General features: G+C 70.4%; 21 protein-coding genes. 15 read left to right on the forward strand and 6 right to left on the reverse strand.

Annotated features, from left to right (window positions below; genetic code table 11):
- The first annotated feature begins 8 nt into the window (after positions 1-8).
- Positions 9-1412, forward strand: coding sequence for a dipeptidase (locus ABT114_RS22225; RefSeq protein WP_351144562.1), 1404 nt, complete (start codon positions 9-11; stop codon positions 1410-1412).
- Between the two features lie 144 nt (positions 1413-1556).
- Positions 1557-2513, forward strand: coding sequence for an NAD(+) diphosphatase (nudC, locus tag ABT114_RS22230; protein ID WP_351144563.1), 957 nt, complete (start codon positions 1557-1559; stop codon positions 2511-2513).
- 67 nt (positions 2514-2580) lie between these two features.
- On the opposite strand, the gene ABT114_RS22235 is transcribed toward nudC, so the two are convergent.
- On the reverse strand, positions 2581-2823 hold the full coding sequence (locus ABT114_RS22235; protein WP_351144564.1) for a mycoredoxin: 243 nt from the start codon (positions 2821-2823) through the stop codon (positions 2581-2583).
- A 184-nt stretch (positions 2824-3007) separates the two neighbouring features.
- Here ABT114_RS22235 and ABT114_RS22240 point away from each other — a divergent pair, with 184 nt between their 5' ends.
- The 5 genes from ABT114_RS22240 (at position 3008) to ABT114_RS22260 (ending at position 6885) form a co-directional block, all read left to right on the forward strand.
- Entirely contained in the window at positions 3008-5206 is a 2199-nt protein-coding gene (locus ABT114_RS22240) for an ATP-dependent DNA helicase UvrD2 (RefSeq protein ID WP_502988364.1), read from the forward strand.
- 167 nt (positions 5207-5373) lie between these two features.
- Entirely contained in the window at positions 5374-5697 is a 324-nt protein-coding gene (locus tag ABT114_RS22245; protein WP_351144566.1) for a hypothetical protein, read from the forward strand.
- A 177-nt stretch (positions 5698-5874) separates the two neighbouring features.
- A complete protein-coding gene (locus ABT114_RS22250) occupies positions 5875-6243 on the forward strand; it encodes a WhiB family transcriptional regulator (protein WP_351144567.1) in 369 nt (122 codons plus the stop codon).
- The gene (locus tag ABT114_RS22255; protein ID WP_351144568.1) at positions 6240-6563 is read left to right on the forward strand and encodes a putative WhiB-interacting protein; all 324 of its coding nucleotides are present in this window, start codon (positions 6240-6242) and stop codon (positions 6561-6563) included. Before ABT114_RS22250 ends, ABT114_RS22255 begins: the two co-directional genes overlap by 4 nt.
- Positions 6564-6675: 112 nt before the next feature.
- A complete protein-coding gene (locus ABT114_RS22260) occupies positions 6676-6885 on the forward strand; it encodes a hypothetical protein (RefSeq protein WP_351144569.1) in 210 nt (69 codons plus the stop codon).
- A 141-nt stretch (positions 6886-7026) separates the two neighbouring features.
- On the opposite strand, the gene ABT114_RS22265 is transcribed toward ABT114_RS22260, so the two are convergent.
- Positions 7027-8394 carry an ABC1 kinase family protein gene (locus ABT114_RS22265; RefSeq protein WP_351144570.1) on the reverse strand — a complete coding sequence of 456 codons (1368 nt, stop codon included), beginning with the start codon at positions 8392-8394 and terminating at the stop codon, positions 7027-7029.
- Entirely contained in the window at positions 8387-9601 is a 1215-nt protein-coding gene (locus tag ABT114_RS22270) for a TOMM precursor leader peptide-binding protein (protein WP_351144571.1), read from the reverse strand. Before ABT114_RS22270 ends, ABT114_RS22265 begins: the two co-directional genes overlap by 8 nt.
- Positions 9602-9898: 297 nt before the next feature.
- Here ABT114_RS22270 and ABT114_RS22275 point away from each other — a divergent pair, with 297 nt between their 5' ends.
- The 4 genes from ABT114_RS22275 (at position 9899) to ABT114_RS22290 (ending at position 13809) form a co-directional block, all read left to right on the forward strand.
- Positions 9899-10495: a M48 metallopeptidase family protein gene (locus ABT114_RS22275; RefSeq protein WP_351144572.1), complete on the forward strand. Its 597-nt coding sequence runs from the start codon at positions 9899-9901 to the stop codon at positions 10493-10495.
- 138 nt (positions 10496-10633) lie between these two features.
- A complete protein-coding gene (locus tag ABT114_RS22280) occupies positions 10634-12343 on the forward strand; it encodes a TerD family protein (protein ID WP_351144573.1) in 1710 nt (569 codons plus the stop codon).
- Between the two features lie 11 nt (positions 12344-12354).
- On the forward strand, positions 12355-13035 hold the full coding sequence (locus ABT114_RS22285; protein ID WP_351144574.1) for an AIM24 family protein: 681 nt from the start codon (positions 12355-12357) through the stop codon (positions 13033-13035).
- 18 nt (positions 13036-13053) lie between these two features.
- Positions 13054-13809, forward strand: coding sequence for an AIM24 family protein (locus tag ABT114_RS22290; protein WP_351144575.1), 756 nt, complete (start codon positions 13054-13056; stop codon positions 13807-13809).
- 59 nt (positions 13810-13868) lie between these two features.
- Here the strand turns inward: ABT114_RS22290 and ABT114_RS22295 are convergent, their stop codons facing one another.
- Together ABT114_RS22295 and ABT114_RS22300 are read right to left on the reverse strand one after the other, a co-directional pair.
- Positions 13869-14390, reverse strand: coding sequence for an NUDIX hydrolase (locus tag ABT114_RS22295; protein ID WP_351144576.1), 522 nt, complete (start codon positions 14388-14390; stop codon positions 13869-13871).
- Positions 14387-15817 (reverse strand): zinc-dependent metalloprotease, encoded by a 1431-nt coding sequence (locus ABT114_RS22300; protein ID WP_351144577.1) that lies wholly within the window; start codon positions 15815-15817, stop codon positions 14387-14389. Before ABT114_RS22300 ends, ABT114_RS22295 begins: the two co-directional genes overlap by 4 nt.
- Before the next feature lie 191 nt (positions 15818-16008).
- Here ABT114_RS22300 and ABT114_RS22305 point away from each other — a divergent pair, with 191 nt between their 5' ends.
- The 4 genes from ABT114_RS22305 to ABT114_RS22320 all read left to right on the forward strand — a co-directional run bounded on the left by ABT114_RS22305 (position 16009) and on the right by ABT114_RS22320 (position 19354).
- Entirely contained in the window at positions 16009-17121 is a 1113-nt protein-coding gene (locus tag ABT114_RS22305) for an SDR family oxidoreductase (protein WP_351144578.1), read from the forward strand.
- Between the two features lie 188 nt (positions 17122-17309).
- Positions 17310-17768 carry a molybdenum cofactor biosynthesis protein MoaE gene (locus tag ABT114_RS22310; RefSeq protein ID WP_351144579.1) on the forward strand — a complete coding sequence of 153 codons (459 nt, stop codon included), beginning with the start codon at positions 17310-17312 and terminating at the stop codon, positions 17766-17768.
- Between the two features lie 273 nt (positions 17769-18041).
- Positions 18042-18206: a hypothetical protein gene (locus ABT114_RS22315; protein ID WP_351144580.1), complete on the forward strand. Its 165-nt coding sequence runs from the start codon at positions 18042-18044 to the stop codon at positions 18204-18206.
- Between the two features lie 50 nt (positions 18207-18256).
- Positions 18257-19354, forward strand: a complete 1098-nt coding sequence (locus tag ABT114_RS22320) for a YlbL family protein (protein WP_351144581.1) — start codon at positions 18257-18259, stop codon at positions 19352-19354.
- Positions 19355-19444: 90 nt separating this feature from the next.
- Here the strand turns inward: ABT114_RS22320 and ABT114_RS22325 are convergent, their stop codons facing one another.
- Complete coding sequence (locus ABT114_RS22325; RefSeq protein ID WP_351144582.1) at positions 19445-19987, reverse strand: PPA1309 family protein; 543 nt, start codon at positions 19985-19987, stop codon at positions 19445-19447.
- Positions 19988-20005 lie beyond the last annotated feature (18 nt).

The raw sequence follows: 20005 nt of genomic DNA on the forward strand, positions 1-20005 counted from the left end.
TCGTGACCATGAGCCAGACCCCGGACAGCGCCGTCCGTACGTACATCCAGCACCACCGCGACGCCTTCCTCGACGCCCTCGCCGAGTGGCTGCGCATCCCGTCCGTGTCGGCCCAGCCCGACCACGCGCCCGATGTACGGCGCAGCGCCGACTGGCTCGCCGCGAAGCTCCAGGAGACCGGCTTCCCCACCGCCGAGGTCTGGGAGACCGCGGGGGCCCCGGCCGTCTACGCCGAGTGGCCCTCCGAGGACCCCGAGGCGCCCACGGTCCTCGTCTACGGCCACCACGACGTGCAGCCCGCCGCCCGCGAGGACGGCTGGGACAGCGAGCCCTTCGAGCCCGTCGTCCGCGAAAACCGCCTCTACGCGCGCGGGGCGGCCGACGACAAGGGCCAGGTGTTCTTCCACACACTCGGTGTCCGCGCCCACCTCGCCGCCACCGGCCGGACCGCCCCGGCCGTCAACCTCAAGCTGCTGATCGAGGGCGAGGAGGAGTCCGGCTCCCCGCACTTCCGCGCCCTCGTCGAGGAACACGCGGGCCGGCTCTCCACCGACGCCGTGATCGTCTCCGACACGGGCATGTGGGCCGAGGACACCCCCACGGTGTGCACCGGCATGCGCGGCCTCGCCGAGTGCGAGATCCGTCTCCACGGACCCGACCAGGACATCCACTCCGGCTCCTTCGGCGGCGCCGTGCCCAACCCGGCCACCGCCGCGGCCCGCCTCGTCGCCGCCCTGCACGACGAGCACGCACGCGTGGCGGTCCCCGGTTTCTACGACGGCATCGTCGAACTCACCGACCGTGAACGCGAGCTCTTCGCCGAGCTCCCCTTCGACGAGCAGCAGTGGCTGCGCACCGCCAAGTCGTACGCCCTCCACGGCGAGGCCGGCCACACCACCCTGGAACGCATCTGGGCCCGCCCCACCGCCGAGGTCAACGGCATCGGCGGCGGCTACCAGGGCCCCGGCAGCAAGACGATCATCCCGTCCACAGCGCTGGTGAAGCTTTCGTTCCGGCTGGTCGCGGGCCAGGACCCGGACCACATCGAGAAGGCCGTCCGCGCCTGGGCCGCCGAGCAGGTGCCCGCCGGGATCCGGTACGAGATCACGTTCGGCGCGGCCACGCGCCCGTGCCTTACGCCGCTGGACCACCCCGCCCTGCAGTCCGTGGCGCGCGCCATGGGCCGCGCCTTCGACAAGCCTGTCCGCTTCACCCGTGAGGGTGGTTCGGGACCGGCCGCCGACCTTCAGGAAGTCCTCGGTGCCCCCGTGCTCTTCCTGGGCATCTCCGTCCCGTCCGACGGATGGCACGCCCCGAACGAGAAAGTCGAGCTCGATCTGCTCCTCAAAGGCGTCGAGACCAGCGCGTACCTGTGGGGCGACCTCGCGGAGAACTGGCGCCATGCGCCCTGACCGCCCCACGCCGCCCGGAACGGGCCTGTGCGCGGGGCACACTGGAAAGACCGCCCCGCACCGAAAGGCCCCGCCGGACCCGGTCACCCCTTGCCCTACGTCCCGCTGAACCGCCCGCCGAAACGAACCGTTCCACCGGGGGAGATGGAAGCACCTGTGACCACCTGGACCGACCACACCGCCGACCGACCCATCTCGCTCACCGCGCCCAGCGGCATCGACCGGGCCGCCCACCACCGGCTCGACGAGGCCTGGCTCGCGGCGGCATGGAGCCACCCCACGACCCGCTGCTTCGTGGTCTCCGGCGGCCAGGTCCTCATCGACGAGACACCCGACGGCCGGACCGAGGTCGTCATGACGCCCTCATTCGAGGCCCCCCTCACCGAGGCGCACCGCTACTTCCTGGGCACCGACGAGGACGGCGTCAGCTACTTCGCCCTCCAGAAGGACGCCCTGCCCGGCCGCATCGACCAGTCCGCGCGCCCCGCGGGCCTGCGCGAGGCCGGCCTGCTGCTGTCACCTCGGGACGCGGGCCTGATGGCGCACGCGGTCGCCCTGGAGAACTGGCAGCGCCTGCACCGCTTCTGCTCCCGCTGCGGGGAGCGCACGGTGATCGCCGCGGCCGGCCACATCCGCCGCTGCCCGGCCTGCGGCGCCGAGCACTACCCGCGCACCGACCCCGCCGTGATCATGGCGGTCACCGACGAGGACGACCGCATCCTCCTCGGCCGCCAGGTCCACTGGCCCGAAGGCCGCTTCTCGACGCTGGCCGGCTTCGTCGAGCCCGGCGAGTCCATCGAGCAGTCCGTGCGCCGCGAGGTCCACGAGGAGGTCGGCATCACCGTCGGCCAGGTCGAGTACGTCGCCAGCCAGCCCTGGCCGTTCCCGTCCAGCCTCATGCTGGGCTTCATGGCCCGCGCCACGTCGACCGAGATCGACGTCGACGGCGACGAGATCCACGAGGCCCGCTGGTTCTCCCGCGACGAACTGGCCGCCGCCTTCGAGTCCGGCGAGGTACTGCCTCCGTACGGCATCTCGATCGCCGCCCGCCTGATCGAGCTCTGGTACGGCAAGCCGCTGCCGACGCGAAGCTTCGTGTGAGACAGGACACAAGAAGGGCGGTCCCTGAGGCATCTCAGGGACCGCCCTTCTGACAGCGCCGGAGCGGTTACGCGCCGATCTTCTGCTTGACCTGCGCCAGCGACGGGTTCGTGAGGGTCGAACCGTCCGGGAACAGCACAGTCGGGACCGTCTGGTTTCCGCCATTCGCCTTCTCCACGAACGCCGCGGAATCCGGGTCGTGCTCGATGTTGATCTCGTTGTACGTGATGCCCTCGCGGTCCAGCTGGCTCTTCAGCCGTGTGCAGTAGCCGCACCACGTGGTGCTGTACATCGTCACAGTGCCCGGCATGTCTCTCGTGCTCCTTCGGCGTTCGGGGGACGGGTGCTCGCAGGGGGAGAACGTACTTGAAAGGGCCACCATTCCCCGCCCGGCGATCGAGCGGGACGTGACGCCTGCCGCATTAGTACGACTGCGAGGGCCTGCCTGTGGACAACCGGCTCACCCGTCCCGGGCGACCTGGCAGCATGGCTGTGTGACAGCAGCAACGCACTCCACGCTCTTCCCGCAGGTACCGGACTCGGCCGACGCGGTGCTCGAGGGGCTCGACCCCGAGCAACGCGAGGTGGCCACCGCCCTGCACGGTCCGGTGTGCGTGCTGGCCGGCGCAGGCACGGGCAAGACCCGGGCCATCACCCACCGCATCGCCTACGGCGTACGCGCCGGCGTCCTCCAGCCCTCCAGCGTGCTCGCCGTCACCTTCACCAACCGCGCCGCCGGAGAGATGCGCGGCCGGCTGCGCCAACTCGGTGCCGTCGGCGTCCAGGCCCGCACCTTCCACTCCGCCGCCCTGCGCCAGCTCCAGTTTTTCTGGCCGAAAGCGATCGGTGGCTCCATGCCCCGGCTCGTCGACCGCAAGGTCCAGCTCGTCGCTGACGCGGCCGCAGCCTGCCGCATCCGCCTCGACCGGGGCGAGCTGCGGGACACCACCGCCGAGATCGAGTGGTCCAAGGTCACCCAGACCGTCCCCGCCGACTATCCCGTCGCCGCCGCCAAGGCCGGCCGTGAGACGCCCCGCGACCCGGCCGAGATCGCCCAGCTCTACGCCGCCTATGAGGACCTCAAGCGCGACCGGGCCGTCATCGACTTCGAGGACGTCCTGCTGCTGACCGTCGCCATCCTCCAGGACCGGCACGACGTCGCCGAGCAGGTCCGTGCCCAGTACCAGCACTTCGTCGTCGACGAGTACCAGGACGTCAGCCCCCTCCAGCAGCGCCTGCTGGAGCTGTGGCTCGGTGATCGGGACAATCTCTGTGTGGTCGGTGACGCCAGCCAGACGATCTACTCCTTCACCGGAGCGACCCCCGACCACCTCCTGGACTTCCGCACCCACCACCCCGGCGCCACCGTCGTCAAACTGGTGCGCGACTACCGCTCCACACCCCAGGTCGTCCACCTCGCCAACGGCCTGCTCGCCCAGGCCCGCGGCCGCGCCGCCGATCACCGCCTCGAACTGATCTCCCAACGCGACCCGGGCCCGGAACCCCTCTACACCGAGTACACCGACGAGCCCGCCGAGGCCGAGGGTGCCGCCCGCCGCATCCGCGATCTCATCGGCGCCGGTGTCCCAGCCAGCGAGATCGCCATCCTGTTCCGTACCAACTCCCAGTCGGAGACATACGAACAGGCCCTCGCCGATGCCGGCGTGCCCTACCAGCTGCGCGGTGCCGAGCGGTTCTTCGACCGCCCCGAGGTACGAAAAGCGGGTGTCGCCCTGCGCGGCGCGGCCCGTTTCGGCGGCAACGACTCCCTCCTCGACGACGCCGTCGACCTGCCTTCCCAGGTGCGTGCCGTGCTGTCGGGCGAGGGCTGGACCCCGCAGCCTCCGGCCGGCTCCGGCGCCGTCAGGGAGCGCTGGGAATCGCTCGCCGCCCTGGTGAACCTCGCCCATGACTTCGCCTCGGCCAAGCCCCGCGCCACCCTGAGCGACCTCGTCACCGAACTCGACGAGCGTGCGAGCGCCCAGCATGCCCCCACCGTGCAGGGCGTCACCCTTGCCTCCCTGCACTCGGCCAAGGGCCTCGAGTGGGATGTCGTGTTCCTGGTCGGTGTCGCCGAGGGCATGATGCCGATCACCTACGCCAAGACCGACGAGCAGGTCGAGGAAGAGCGCCGCTTGCTCTATGTCGGCGTCACCCGCGCCCGCGAGCAGTTGCACGTCTCCTGGGCGCTCTCCCGCTCGCCGGGTGGTCGCCCCAACCGCCGTCCCAGCCGTTTCCTCGACGGGCTGCGCCCCGGCTCGGCCAGCACCGTCGGCCGCACCGGCCCGGGCGCCCCGGGCGGCATCGAGCGCGGCTTCACCGGCGGGGTACAGGCCACCGTCCCGCGCCGCCGACACCGCACCCCTGCCCGCTGCCGGGTCTGCGGACGCACACTGACCGACGCCGGCGAGATGAAGCTGATGCGCTGCGAGGACTGCCCCTCGGACATGGACGAGGGCCTCTACGAGCGGCTGCGCGAGTGGCGTGGGGTGCAGGCGAGCAGCAGTGGACAGCCCGCGTTCTGCGTCTTCACCGACAAGACCCTGATGGCGATCGCCGAGGCCGCTCCCGACGATCCGGGCGACCTGGCGCGGATCCCGGGCGTCGGGGCCCGCAAACTCAACCGCTACGGGGCCGACGTCCTGGCCATCTGCGCAGGCCGGGAGCCCGGCGTGGACGGCGACGGGGACTGATACGAACTCGTCGAAAAAATAGTTTGCGCATGCCCCAGCAATCCCCATAGGTTCTTAGGCACGGGAACGGAGGCCTTCTCGGAGGCCCCGATTCCGTGCTGTACTTACATATCCGTCGGACTGGGCTCACCCCCGGTCCCCCGAGACGCCGAGAGGAGGCGATTCCAGTGATCAGCATCAAGACCAGCTCCACCAGCACCGTGAAAATGACCGATCGCTCGGTCGCCTCCGCGTGCATGCTCGGCGTTTCGAACCTGGGCACCGGTCTGTCCGGCATTCCTGCCGCGCGTCCGGCGTCCTCCCTGTCTCTCGCGGGTCTTCCCATCCGTGAGCGCAATGAGCGACCGACCAAGGCACTGGAAGCAGCAGTAGCGGCACAGGCCAAGGCCTATGCCTTTACGGCGACCGGTGCCGGATTCCGGAAGCAGACGACGCAGCATCACCTGATGTGGGCCTTCCGTGGGCCAGAACCCTGGAGTGATCCAGCCTGATCGTCAATCAGGCCGGCGCCTTCAGGGCCGCGGAACCCCATCCGGGATCCGCGGCCCTTCTGTTTGTCCTCGAACGGGGATGACGGAGCGAAGGGGCCTCGGGACAAGAAAAGAACCCGGTACCAAGCCGACACCCGGTCCAACAGGACCGGACCGACCAGACGAGGAAGACCAACCGTGCAACTCGAAGCGCACGCCCCGTCCGTACCGCCTTCCGAAGCGATCCCCAAGCCCGGCCTCACGGAGGACCCCACCTTGACCCCGCTCACCGCGCTCACCGCGCTCGACGACGCCATCGAGAACCTCGGCGTACCCGTCCCCTGCCGGTCCTACGACCCGGAGGTCTTCTTCGCTGAGTCGCCGGCGGACGTCGAGTACGCCAAGTCCCTCTGCCGCACCTGCCCGCTGATCGAGGCCTGCCTCGCCGGTGCCATGGAGCGGCGTGAGCCCTGGGGTGTCTGGGGTGGCGAGCTGTTCGTCCAGGGTGTCGTCGTCGCCCGGAAGCGGCCGCGTGGCCGCCCGCGCAAGAACCCGGTCACGGCATGAACCCCGCAGGAACGATCGACCGCCCCCTCACGAACGACCCCAAGAAGCAGGCCCCGATGAAGCCGTCCACCAGCGAGCCCACGGGCTCCGCGACCCCAGACTTCACCACCACCGGCGCGACCGACTCGCGTCAGAACAGGACCCGAGAGATGCAACTCATCCCAGAAGCCCTGGCTCGTGCGCATATGCACGACCGGCTGCAGGAGGCGGAGCGGGAACGCCGGGCCATGCGCCTGGCGACCGCCCGCCGGATGCAGCGCCGGGCCGAGCGTGCCTCGCTGCGTGCCCGCCGGGCGCTCGCCATGGCGGTCATGCAGTAACCGACCACACCTGAAGCGTTGGTTCCCCGCGGGGGCTGGTCCGTGCGAACGGACCGGCCCCCGCGGTGCGTTGTAATCGCCGATCCACCGGGCGCGGCGATATCGTCACCGGGTGACGAGTCTTCACGGAGGCAGTGACAACGGCGGTTTCGCAACGGAGCCACGCCCCCTCGTGTGCGCCCGCTGCGGCAAACCGGCCGAAGGCCCGCAGCCCACCTGGACCTGTTCTGTGGAGAACGGGACCCGCAACTACTTCTGCGACACCTGCGCCCGCGACAACCTCAGAGCGATCGAGGGGCGGCTGGACTCGGCCTGGTGGTGAGGCCGGTCCCCCAGGGCCCTCCAGCAGCACCACCTGATCGGTCTCGACGTCACACCCGAGCACCGGATGACTGCCGTCCGTCGCCGTCTCCGTCTCCCCTTCGGAGCACGAAGAGGTGCACGACGTCGTCCCACTGCGGGCTCACGCTTCCGCAGCCGCCTCCTCCGTCTCCTCCACCTCCGGCAGGAAGCCTGGGAGCCACTCCTCCAGTTCCTCGCGTAGGCGTACCGTCGAGCCGAGTTGGCACAGGACGCCGATCGTGCTGAGGGTCACCCGGTGTATCAGGAGGTATGCCGGGGGGAGGTTGAGGCGCTTGCCGAGTTGGTAGGCGGGGGAGCGGGGGTCGGCGACGCGGGTGGCCTGGCTGCGCATCCAGCCTCGGGTGAAGGTGAACGCCTCGACCCGGGCCGGCTCGATGATCGGCAGGAGGTAGTCGAGGACCGCGTCGGGGTCCAGCTCGATGGAGTCCTTGACGAAGCCCTCGGCGCACAGGAGCTCGTAGACGGTCTCGGCCTCGCCGTCGAGGGTCATCCGGAGCGAGTCGCCGATGGGCGTCGGAAGGCCGCCCGGGAGGCGGTCGACCGTGCCGAAGTCGAGGACGCCCAGGCGCCAGTCGTTCTCGCCGTCCGGGCCGCCGGGCAGCAGGCGGAAGTTTCCCGGGTGCGGGTCGGCGTGCAGCAGGCCGGTGCGGGCCGGGCCGGAGAAGAGGAAGCGGGCCAGCAACTGGCCGGCGCGGTCACGTTGGGCCTGCGTGCCGTCGGCGATCACCTCGGACAGCGGGACGCCGTCGATCCACTCGGTGATCAGGACCTGGTCGCACTGGTGGACCACCATCGGCACCACCACGTCCGGGTCGTCCGCGAACTCCTCCGCGTGGACCTGCTGGGCCTGCGCCTCCAGCCCGTAGTCGAGCTCCTCGGAGACGCGGTCCCGGAGTTCGGCGATCAAGGGCTTGATGTCCATGCCGGGAATGAGAGGTCCCAACAGGCGTGCGAAGCGGCTCAGTTGGTTGAGGTCGGACAGCAGGGCCTCGCCCGCTCCGGGGTACTGCACCTTGACCGCGACCTCGCGGCCGTCGTGCCACACCGCCCGGTGCACCTGGCCGATCGAGGCCGCCGCGGATGGCTTGTCCTCGAATTCCACGAACAGGTCGTGCCAGTCGTCGCCGAGCCGCGCCGCCAGGACGGTGTGCACGGTTCGTGTGGGCATTGGCGGGGCTGCTTCCTGGAGCTTGGTCAGTGCGGCCCGGTAAGGGCCGGCGACCTCCTCGGGCAGCGCTGACTCGAAGACGGACAGGGCCTGTCCGAACTTCATTGCCCCGCCTTTGAGCTCACCGAGCACCTTGAACAACTGCTCTGCCGTGCGCTGCTGCAGCTCGCGGCCGACGATGTCGGCGGACTCGCCCACGATCCGTTTGCCGAGTCCCCAGGTTGCCCGCCCGGCGAAGCCGAGCGGGAGCGCGGCGAGCTTGGCGGTCCGGGTGACCGCCTTCCGGGGAAGATCAGACATGCGCCCTCCAAGTCCCAGCCGGCCGCGCCGCGCCTGCCGTAAGGCATAACTCCGTTGACGACCGTTGCTCCGCCATTGTCTCGTGCGACGCCCCGTCCTGAGCGGTGTGTTCTCCCTTACCTTTCTCCGCGGCCCCGCACGGGCATGCAGAGTGCGCCCAGACGGGCCGTGCATGCCACTGGAGGCCGGGGAGTGAGACCTCCCAGCGAGCCCCCGCGGTGGAGGGGATCCGGCCGTCCAGGAAGGCGAGCGCGTGGGCGGCCGCCAGTCCGGCGACGGTCGTGGCCAGCGTCAGGTCGCAGGCGCGGACCTGGCCTGGCTTCCCGGAGTGCCACTGGGCGACCAGGCGGGGCCAGGTCGGGTCCCGTTCGCTGCGCCCCTCGTGCAGGCAGCCGGCACAGCCTGTCTCGCCGGGAAGGACGAGGGGGCCGACGACGCCGGTCGCCTCCACGACCCCGGCGTACAGATGGGGCGTACCGGAGGCGATGAGGGGTTCGGCGACGGACGGGGCGGGTGTGTGCACGGCGACGTCGTCCCGTGGGGCGAGGATCACCAGGGAGAAGCCCTGTTCGCCTGCGTTTCCGGGCGAGCCGGCGGCACGGCGCGGTGGGCGGTCCGGTGCCGCCCTGCGTGCGGCGCGTCGAGCCGCCTCGTCCCTGCGCTCCCCGATCGCCTCGGCGGGCAGTCCGCCCGGTGCCACGTCCCAGGGTTCGACGCGGCCGCCGTCGCGCACGTCGACCTCACCGACTCCTGCGCCGGAGAGCAGCCCGGCCAGGACCGCGCCGACCCGGCCGGCACCCCTCACCTGGACCCGCAGAGAGCGGCGGGCGGCCAGGTGCCCGATCGCGTCGCCCGGTGCGGAGGTCGTCAGCGACAGCGAGGCCAGATCGGGGCGCAGCCGGTCGAGGACCTCCTTCTTGCCCCGCAGGGTGTCGGCGGGCGGTCCGCCCCCTCTCGCGTCGTCGAGGAGCCCGGCGTGTGCCAGCCGTGCCACCAGAGTGTCGACATGTCCGTCGGGCAGGCCCATGCGGTGGCCTTCTTCACGCAGGAGTGCGAGGCCGCGCGTGCCGTTGAGCAGATCGAGGAAACTGCCCGTCGCCGTGTCCATCGGACCGAGCGTCATCGCGTGCGCGGGGGTCATCCCGAACTGCACGGTGTTGAGATCACGCCAGCCGCGCCGCAGCGCGGGCTTCACCATCGGATGCATTGCAGGCCCCCGTAGCCGAAAGGAAGTCGAAGGAAGTCGAAGGAAGTCGAAGGAAGCCGGAGGTGGTCGGAGGAACGCGAGGGAAGTCACGGAACGTACAGAACGTCCCCCTTCGCCGGTGGAGATCGGTCCACGCTCCGCCGGCGAGTGCCAGCATGCCCGGCCCGGCCGCGCGGCGCCGAAAGTTGTCCACAGGCAGGGGATATTCGTCGTACAAATCAAACGCAAGGTGGGGGATCGGAACCGAACCGTCCCGGAGTCGGGACTTCCCCCGTGTGCAGCGGGTAACGTCGGGGCGTGTCCGCCGACCCACTGCACCGTGCCGGAACTCCACAGCGCAGCACGACGAGCCAGCCGCCGAGCGGCTCAGGGGCGAGCGCGATCGAGGTGCGAAGGAGTGCCCGTCGACGCAGGACGGTCTCCGCGTACCGTGAGGGCGATCGCACCGTCGTGCTCATCCCCGCCCGGATGTCCGAGGCGGAGGAACAGCGCTGGGTGACTGTCATGCTCGACAAGCTGGCAGCCCAGGACGCCAAGCGAGTACTCGGCGACGGCGAGCTGGCCGAGCGCGCCGAACGGCTGTCGGCCCAGTATTTCGACGGCCGCGCCCGGCCCACGTCCGTGCGCTGGGTCACCAACCAGAACACGCGCTGGGGATCGTGCACGCCGGCCGAGGGCAGCATCCGTCTGTCGCACCGGCTGCAGGGCATGCCCGAGTACGTCGTCGACTACGTGCTCCTCCACGAGCTGGCCCATCTGCTCGTGCCCGGACACGGGCCGCGTTTCTGGCGGATGTTGGAGGCGTACCCGCGTACCGAGCGGGCCCGGGGCTATCTCGAAGGGGTGGTGGCCGCCGACCGTCTGCCTCATTTGCCCGGTGCGCGCAGCGAGTGACCTCGCCCTGCGGCGGAGCTTCCGGCAGCGCTGAACACGGGTTGTGTACCGGGACTGTACCGACTTCGTCCGGTGTCCGAATTTGCCGTTAGCCTGGCGCGACGCACTCGTATTCGGGATGGGGGACGGTCGTTACGCATGGCCAGGGAATTCCAACGCGGCCACAAGGCCAAGATCAGTGACCTCACGGCGGGCACCGATCTGTACGTAGGCGTGCAGATCACCGGCCCCGGACTGGGCTTCGACATCAGTTGCTTCGGCCTCGACGCCGACGAACGACTGTCAGACGACCGGTACTTCATCTTCTTCAACCAGCCGAAGTCCCCTGAGGAGGCCGTTCAGCTCCTGGGCACCCAGGCGGGCGACACGGAGTCCTTCCGGGTCACGCTCGACCGGATCCCGCCGCAGATCCAGAAGCTGTCCTTCACGGCGACGATCGACGGCGCCGGGCAGATGTCGCAGGTCGGCCCCGGATACATCCGTATTGTCGCGGGCGGCGAGGAAGTGGCCCGGTACTCCTTCAACGGCTCCGAGTTCTCCACCGAACGGGCCGTGATGCTGGGCGACTTCTATCTGAAGGACGTCTGGCGCTTCGCGGCCGTGGGACAGGGCTTCGACGGCGGGCTCGACGCGCTGCTGAAGAACTTCGGCGGTGAGGTCCTCGAGGAGGAGGCGCCCGCCGTCCCGCAGCAGCCGCAGGCCGGTGCCGTTCCGGGCTTCGCCCCGCCCGCCTTCGCCGCCCCCGCCGCCCCGGCCCCCATGCCCGCTCCGGCCCCCGCGCCGCAACAGCCCCAGCCCGCCGCGCAGGGCTTCGCGCCCCCGCCCGGTGCCACCCCACCGCCCCCGGCTCCCGCGCCCTCGGTGCACGCCGCGCCGACCATCGTCGCGCCCCTGACCCCGCCCGGCGGCGGCACCGTACCGCCCCCGGCGCCCGCGCCCGCCCCCTACGGCCAGCCGCCGCAGCAGCCGTACGGCCAGCAGGCCCCGAGTGCACCCATGCCGCCCGGCTACGCGCAGCCCCAGGCACCCCAGGCCCCGACGGCGCCTCCCGGCTACGGGCAGACCCCGCCTCCCGGCTACGGGCAGCCGACCCCCCCTCCGGGCTACGGCCAGCAGCCGCCGTTCGGGCAGGTCCCGGGCCAGCAGGCCGCCCCCTATGGAGTGCCGCAGGGCGTGCCCCAGGGCGGCGCCGGGGTGACCGCAGCGCTCCAGCAGTTCAAGGAGACGCCCACCGGGCAGCGCTGGACGCAGCAGAACAAGAAGCTCATCCGCGTCGATCTCGGCATCGGTGGCCAGCCCGTGCTGGCGCGGCAGGGCAGCATGGTGCTGTACCAGGGCAAGGTCGACTTCAGTTACAAGGGCGCCGGGTTCGCCGGTCGGATCGTGGGCAACGCGACCGGCCAGGAGATGCAGCTGATGCGCTGTACCGGCCAGGGCCAGGTGTTCCTCGCTGAGAACTCCACCCATCTGCACCCGATCGAACTCCAGGGCGACGCGATCTGCGTCTCCGCCGAGAGCGTCCTCGCCTTCGACGAGAGCCTCCAGTACGAGGTCCGCCGCGTCGAGGGACACGGCATTCCCGGGGGTGCCCTGTTCACGATGCAGTTCCAGGGCACCGGCACCATCGTCGTGAAGACGCACGGCACGCCCGTCGTGCTGCCGGTCACCCCGACCACGTTCGCCGACTGCAACGCGGTGGTCGCCTGGTCGGCAGCCTCCCAGGTGATCGTCTCCAGCCAGGTCCGGATGCGGCGCAACGCCTACCCGGGCGACACCGGCGAGAGCGTCAACCTGCAGTTCCGGGGCGCCCCCGGCAACTTCATCGTCGTTCAGCCGTACGAGGTCTGAGGGAGCCCGTCATGAACCAGCCGCTCGCGGGCTACGCTCCCGCGCCCGTCACCGCCCGCATGGAGAACCACGGCAACCACATGCTGAAGGTCGCCATGCAGACCGGAAACGACCTCCTCGCGCGCGTGGGGTCGATGGTCGCCTATGAAGGCTTCGTCCAGTACGAGCCCAACCCGCCGGCCGTGCGCCAGATCGCCCGCGACTGGGTCACCGGCGAGGGCGCGCCCCTGATGAAGGCCTCCGGCGACGGACTGCTCTACCTCGCCGACTACGGCGCGAACGTCGTCGTGATCAATCTCAACGGCGACGGCATCTCTGTCAACGCCACGAACCTGCTCGCCTTCGACGCCCATCTGACGTGGGGCGTCGAACGGGTCAAGGGGCTGGCGAAGTTCGCCGGGCAGGGCCTGTGGAACACGAAGATCTCCGGGCAGGGATGGGTCGCGCTGACCTCCCGGGGCAACCCGATCGTCGTCGACTGCGGCGGCGGCGAGGACGAGACGTACGTCGACCCCGACGCGCTCGTCGCCTGGTCCCCGAACCTCAAGGTGAAGGGCAAGCGCAGCTTCAAGGCGCAGTCACTGATCGGCCGGGGCAGCGGCGAGGCCTACCAGATGGCCTTCTCCGGCCAGGGCATCGTCGTCGTCCAACCCAGCGAGGACAGCACCGACCGCCTCCGGGTCCGGGGCTGAGGGGGAGCCAGAGTCACCATGCAGAGCCCGCTTTTCGCCCACAATGACCAGCAGACCCAGGAACGCTGGAGCCTGCAGAACAAGCAGATGCTGCGCGTCGCCCTGGAGGGCCACGACGACATCTTGGCCCGTAAGGGCACCATGGTCGCCTACCAGGGCCTCGTCGAGTTCGACGCCGAGTACCAGAGCAACAACCAGTCACGCTCGCGTGCGTACACCGGTGAGGGCCTGGACCTGATGCGCTGCCACGGGCAGGGCACGGTGTTCTTCGCCAACCTCGCCCAGTACATCCACCTCGTGGACGTGGAGCAGGACGGGCTGACCGTCGACAGCAGCTACGTGCTCGCGATGGACTCGTCCCTGCACCACGAGGTCATCGCCGTCGACAGCCTGTACGGCATCTCCGGCTCGGGGAAGTACCAGCTCAACATCACCGGCCGCGGCAAGGTCGCCCTGATGACCTCGGGCGCGCCGCTGATGATGCAGGTCACGCCCGACAAGTACGTCAACTGCGACGCCGACGCGATCGTCGCCTGGTCCACCGGCCTGCGCGTGCAGATGCAGGCCCAGACGCACTCCTCCGGAGTGTGGCGGCGCCGTGGAAGCACCGGCGAGGGCTGGGAGCTCAGCTTCATGGGCACCGGCTTCGCGCTCGTCCAGCCCAGCGAGCTGCTGCCGCCCCAGAACGCCCAGATCGGGCAGGGCCTCGCCGCGCAGTTCGGCATGGGCCAGCAGGGGGCGCGGGGCCAGAACCAGGGGAACGTCTGGAGCTGACCGCACGTACGAACGAGGGGTGACCGCGATGGCGGTCACCCCTCGAACGTTCAGGGCGTTCAGAGCCGGGCGCGGGTCGCGTCCAGAAGTCGTACGACGGAGTCGTCCGCCACGTTCGCCACTTCGTCGTACGCGAACCACCGCACGTCGAGCGACTCGTCGCTGATCGCGTGCTGCGCGCCCGGAGGTGCCACGACCGCGTACTGGACGTCGAAGTGGCAGTGGCACGGCGGCGGGATCGGGTGCCGGTCCAGCCGCACCGGGCCGCCCGGAAGCAGTGTCAGGCCCGCGATGCCCGACTCCTCCGTCGCCTCGCGCAGTGCCGCCGCCGCCAGGCCGGCGTCGCCGGGCTCGCAGTGGCCGCCCATCTGCAGCCACATGCGCAGCTTCTTGTGCAGGGTCAGCAGGGCCCGGCCGTGCACGGGGTCGATCACCAGGGCGCTCGCGGTCACGTGGCCCGCGTGGCAGGCCTTCCACATGCCGTCCGGGTGCGCCGCAAGGTGGTCCAGGTAGGCCTGGCGCAGCTCTTCCTGCTCCTCGTACTCCTTCAGTACGAGGACCGCGTCGTCGTACAGGCTCACTCGGTGTCGTCGTCCTTGGTGTCGTCGTGCTTCTTCAGGTCCGGTGTCTCGCCCGAGCCGCTGCTCGCCGCCTCGCCCAGCATCTTGTCCCACTCGGAGAAGTCCATCTGCTCGCGGTGCACGAAACCGTCCGGGTCGTCCAGGTCGGTGGCCGTCGGCAGCATGTCCGGGTGGGCCCACAGGGCGTCACGGCCGTCGACGCCACGTGCGTCCGTGAGGGACGCCCACAGCCGGGACGCGTCGCGCAGGCGGCGCGGGCGCAGCTCGAGGCCGATCAGCGTGGCGAACGTCTGCTCGGCCGGGCCACCCGTGGCGCGACGGCGGCGCAGCATCTCGCGCAGCGCGTCCGCGGACGACAGGCGGGGCTTCGCGGCCGCGTGGACCACCGCGTCCACCCATCCCTCGACGAGCGCCAGGGCCGTCTCCAGACGGGCCAAAGCGGCCTTCTGCTCCGGCGTGTCCTCCGGCTGGAACATGCCCTGCTGAAGGGCGTCCTGAAGCTGCTCCGGGTTCTGCGGGTCGAACTGGCCGACCACGTCCTCCAGCTTGGCCGTGTCGACCTTGATCCCGCGCGCGTACCCGTCGACCGCGCCGAACAGGTGCGAGCGCAGCCACGGCACGTGCGCGAACAGACGCTGGTGGGCGGCCTCACGCAGGGCGAGATACAGCCGCACCTCCTCCTTCGGCACGCCCAGGTCCTTGCCGAACGTCTCGATGTTCACCGGCAGCAGTGCGGCCTTGCCGGTCGGCCCGAGCGGCAGGCCGATGTCGGTCGAGCCGACGACCTCGCCCGCGAGCACGCCGACGGCCTGCCCGATCTGCGTACCGAACATGGCACCGCCCATCGAGCGCATCATGCCGATCAGCGGGCCGGCCATGGCCTGCATCTCCTCGGGCAGGACGTCGCCCATCGCCGCGCCGACGCGCTCGGCGACCGGGTCGACGAGCTCCTTCCACGCGGGCAGGGTCGCCTCGACCCACTCCGCGCGGGACCACGCCACCGCGGAGCCGGCACCGGACGGCAGGGACGTCGCGTCGTCCAGCCACAGGTCGGCCAGGCGGACGGCCTCCTCGACCGCGGTCCGCTCGGCGGGACCGACGCTCGCGTCCTTGACCCCGTCAGAGGTGCCCTGGGCGACCGTCTGGCGGGCGATCTGCTTGGCCATGTCCCAGTTCACCGGGCCGCCCTCGTACGAGAGCATCTGGCCCAGCTGCTGGAACGCGGCGCCCAGGTCGTTGGGGTTCAGTGAACCGAACATGGCAGCGAGCGGATTGTCCGCGCCGGGGCCACCAGGGCCTCCGGGCCCGAAACCGAACGGGTTGGCCGGTCCCTGACCACCACCGCTCTCCTGGTCCTTCTTCTTGCCCTCGTCGCCGTTCTCCGGCTCCTCCGGCGGAAGGCCGAATCCGAATGGGGTGTCACTCACGGGATTCCTCGGCTGGTAAGGCCACCGGTTCTTTCCGGCGGCACGACTGCCCGACAACACCACCCAGCCTAGACACCGCGGGCGGATCGGGCCTCGGTGCTTCGCCGGCCGAGTGCCTGCGGCAGGATGGATGCCACCTGGTACGTACGCGTCACTCGCGCTCGTATGAAGACAACCGCTGGAGACACCTGGTGAGTTCCCCAGATCCGCAGGTTCGCGCAGCGCGAAACCACTCAACCCCTGCCGCCGCCCGCGGCCCCGTCGTCGCGGTCACCGGCGCCGCATCCGGCGTAGGTGCGCTGCTCACCGAGCGGCTCGCCGCATCGGAGGAGGTCAAGCAGGTCATCGCCATCGACGAGCGCCGGGGCGAGTGCGCGCAGGCGCAGTGGCACATTCTGGACGTGCGGGATCCGGCCATCGCGGACAAGCTGCGGGGCGCGGACGTAGTGGTGCACCTGGCGCTCGACCTGGACCTGGGCAGCGATACAGCCGCTCGTACGGCTTACAACGTCCGGGGGACGCAGACCGTGCTGACGGCTGCCGCGGCCGCCGGAGTGCACCGGGTGGTGCTGTGCACCTCCGCGATGGTCTACGGGGCGCTGCCGGACAACGAGCTGCCGCTGTCGGAGGACGCCGAGCTGCGCGCGACCGCCGAGGCCACAGGGGTCGGCGACCTGTTGGAGATCGAGCGGCTGGCGCGGCGCGCTCCGCGAGCGCATCCGGGGCTCAATGTCACCGTGGTGCGGCCGGCAGTGCTCGTCGGTGAGACGGACACCGCGCTGACCAGGTATTTCGAGTCGCCTCGGCTGCTTGTCGTGGCCGGGTCTCGGCCCGCGTGGCAGTTTTGTCATGTCGAGGACCTGTGCAGTGCTCTGGAGTATGCCGTCCTGGAGAAGGTCGACGGGGAGCTCGCCGTCGGCTGCGACGGGTGGCTGGAGCAGGAGGAGGTCGAGGAGCTGAGCGGGATCCGGCGGATGGAGCTTCCGTCGGCGGTCGCTCTGGGGGCGGCGGCCCGGCTGCACCGGATCGGGCTCACGCCGTCCCCGGCGGGGGACCTGGCGTACACGATGTACCCCTGGGTGGTGAGCGGGAGCCGGCTCCATGACGCGGGGTGGCGGCCGCAGTGGACCAACGAGGAGGTGCTCGCGGAGCTTCTGGACGAGGTCTCCGGGAGGCGCACGGTCGTCGGGCGGCGGCTGGGACGGAAGGACGCGACGGCCGCGGGTGCGGCGGGAGCGACGGTGGCTCTGCTGGGCGCGGCGGCGGTCGTGCGGCGGGCGCGGAAGGCTCGGCGGCGGATCTGAGGCCCGGGCGCGGTGGGTGTCGGGTTTTCTCGGCTCCGCCGCCCCACGAGGCTGAAGATCCCCGAACGGCTCACCGCCATCGGCTCACCGCCAATGGCACACCACTGTAGGAGACTCCGAACGCCACACGCGTGTGCCGGGTGAAAACGCTATTCCCCGTGGTCCTGGGCGTGCGGCACGATGGGGGTATGGCATCAACGAACGATCATCCCGGTGAGCAGGCGGCGCAGGACCCCATCAAGCTGATCGCCGTTCGCGACACCGCGCTCTCCGTGGACGAGGTCTTCCGGGCCGTCGGGGACGATGCCGCCGGGGGGACGGCACTGTTCGTGGGGACGGTGCGCAATCACGACGGGGGCGCCGACGTCGACCGGCTCGGGTACTCGTGCCATCCCAGCGCCGAGGCGCAGATGCGGCGGATCGCGGAGAAGGTCGTCGCCGAGTACCCGGTGCGGGCGCTGGCCGCGGTGCACCGCGTCGGGGACCTCAGGATCGGGGATCTCGCCGTCGTCGTCGCCGTGTCCTGCCCGCACCGGGGCGAGGCCTTCGAGGCCTGCCGGAAGCTGATCGACGACCTCAAGCACGAAGCGCCCATCTGGAAGCACCAGAAGTTCTCCGACGGCACCGAGGAATGGGTCGGCGCGTAGCGCCGTCGTCGAGGGGTGGTGGTCGGGCGACGGGAGGGCGGGTCGGCGCGTAGTGCCGTCGTCGAGGGGTGGTGGTCGGGCGACGGGAGGGCGGGTCGGCGCGTAGTGCCGTCGTCGAGGGGTGGTGGTCGGGTGACGGGAGGGCGGGGGCCTGCTGAATTCCTTGTCCTCCGTCCGGTTGCGTAACCGGCCCCCTGCCGTGAGCGTTGTCAGTACGGATGGTTAACTGCTGATCAGTCAGTTGCGGTCGCTCAATGGGGTTGGGAGGTCGGCATGGGGGCTCTCGCCTGGTTGCTGATTCCGCTTGTGGCTGCGATCGGCGCCGGTCTGTGGGGCAGTTGGGCCAACCGGACGAGGAAGGCGCGCGGCGACGGTCCAGAGCTGGACGGGTACGCCCGTTTCCGTGCCGCGATGGAGAAGTCGCACACCGGTACGTGACGGGGTGGCCCTGACGGTGTGCTGACAGGAGCGTCCCGTACTGTCGAGGCATGCCACGCCGCACTGCGACGATGCTCGCCTCCACCCTGATGCTGATCGCGCTCCTGTGCGCGGGAGTGTTCATCCCCGTGCCGTACTCGGAGATGTCCCCGGGGCCGACGGTGAACACCCTCGGCGAGCACGGTGGCGAGCCGGTGCTGCAGATCTCCGGGCACAAGACGTATCCGACCAGCGGCAACCTGAACATGACCACGGTGCGGGTCACCAGTGCCGACTACCGGATGAACCTTGTCGAGGCCGTGTACGGCTGGCTGGCGCACGACAACAAGATCGTGCCGCACAGCACGCTCTACCCGGACGGCAAGACCGAGGAGCAGTCCACGCAGGAGAACGCCGAGGAGTTCAGCCAGTCCCAGGAGAGCGCCAAGGTCGCTGCTCTGAAGGAGCTCGACATTCCGGTGCAGGCGTGGGTGATCGTCTCGACGGTCGTCAAGGATTCCCCGGCCGAGGGCAAACTGCACGCCGGCGACGTGATCAAGGCCGTCGACGGTACGACGGTGAAGGAGCCCGCCGACGTCGCGAAGCTGGTGACGAAGCACAAGCCCGGCGACGACGTGGTCTTCACGATCGTGCCCGCCAAGGAGCAGGCCGCCGCCGAGAAGGAGAACCGGACGGCGACCACGACCGAGAAGGTCACGATCACCACCACGACGTCCGACGACAGCGGTGAGAAGCGGGCCATCGTCGGGATCTCCGCCGGGACCGATCACACGTTCCCGTTCACCATCGACATCAAGCTCGCCGACGTCGGCGGACCGAGCGCCGGTCTGATGTTCGCGCTCGGCATCTACGACAAGCTCACCCCGGGCAGCCTGACCGGCGGAAAGTTCGTCGCCGGCACCGGGACCATCGACGACGAGGGCACGGTCGGGCCCATCGGCGGCATCGAGATGAAGACCGTCGGCGCCCGCGACAAGGGTGCCCAGTACTTCCTGACGCCCGCCGACAACTGCGCGGCCGCCGCCAAGGACACCCCCGCGGGGCTGCGCCTGGTCAAGGTGAACACCATCGACGACGCCCTCGACGCCCTGAAGGACATCCACTCCGGCAACACCGCCGACCTGCCGAAGTGCACCACCAAGGGCTGACGCGGAGCAGCACGTACGTGGCTGGGGGCGCCCTTGAAGCGAAGGGCGCCCCCGGTGCCGTGCACGACTACACCGAACGTGACGAGAACCTCAGTCCTCGAACGTCGCCGTCAGCGCATCCGCCAGCCCAGGGACCAGGTCGGCGCCGGTGAGGACCTCCGTCGGGGAGTCCTTCTCGCGCAGGCGCACAGCGGACTCGCGTGCGCCGTCGCGCAGGACCGCGACCGTCATACGGACCTCCTGGCGCTCCGGGTGCTCGGCCACCCACTTCGCCAGCTTCGCGTCGCTCAGGCCCTGCGGGACCTGCGCCTCAGCGGACGGTGGCAGCATCAGGCGCTCCACGGTGAGCGCGCAGCCGACCACCGCGTCGGGCCAGGCGATCGTGGCGAGGAACTCGTCGAGCTGCTTGTCCGTTGGAATTTCGTCCTGCTCGATCGGGGTGAGACCGGTGGTCTCCTGTTCTTCACCCAGGCCGAGCTGGGCCGCAAGCGAAGGTTCCTGGGCCCGCAGCCGTGCGGTGTCGACGAGGGCGAAGAGGCGGGCGGGCTGGTCCCAGCCGAGGCCGGAGGCGTACTCGTCGATCTCGAGTACGGCCCGGGTGAGCGGACTCGCCGCCATGGGAGTGTTGGACATGGTCACAATCCTGCCTCG

The sequence above is a fragment of the Streptomyces sp. NPDC002088 genome, assembly GCF_040296605.1.
GTDB lineage: Bacteria > Actinomycetota > Actinomycetes > Streptomycetales > Streptomycetaceae > Streptomyces.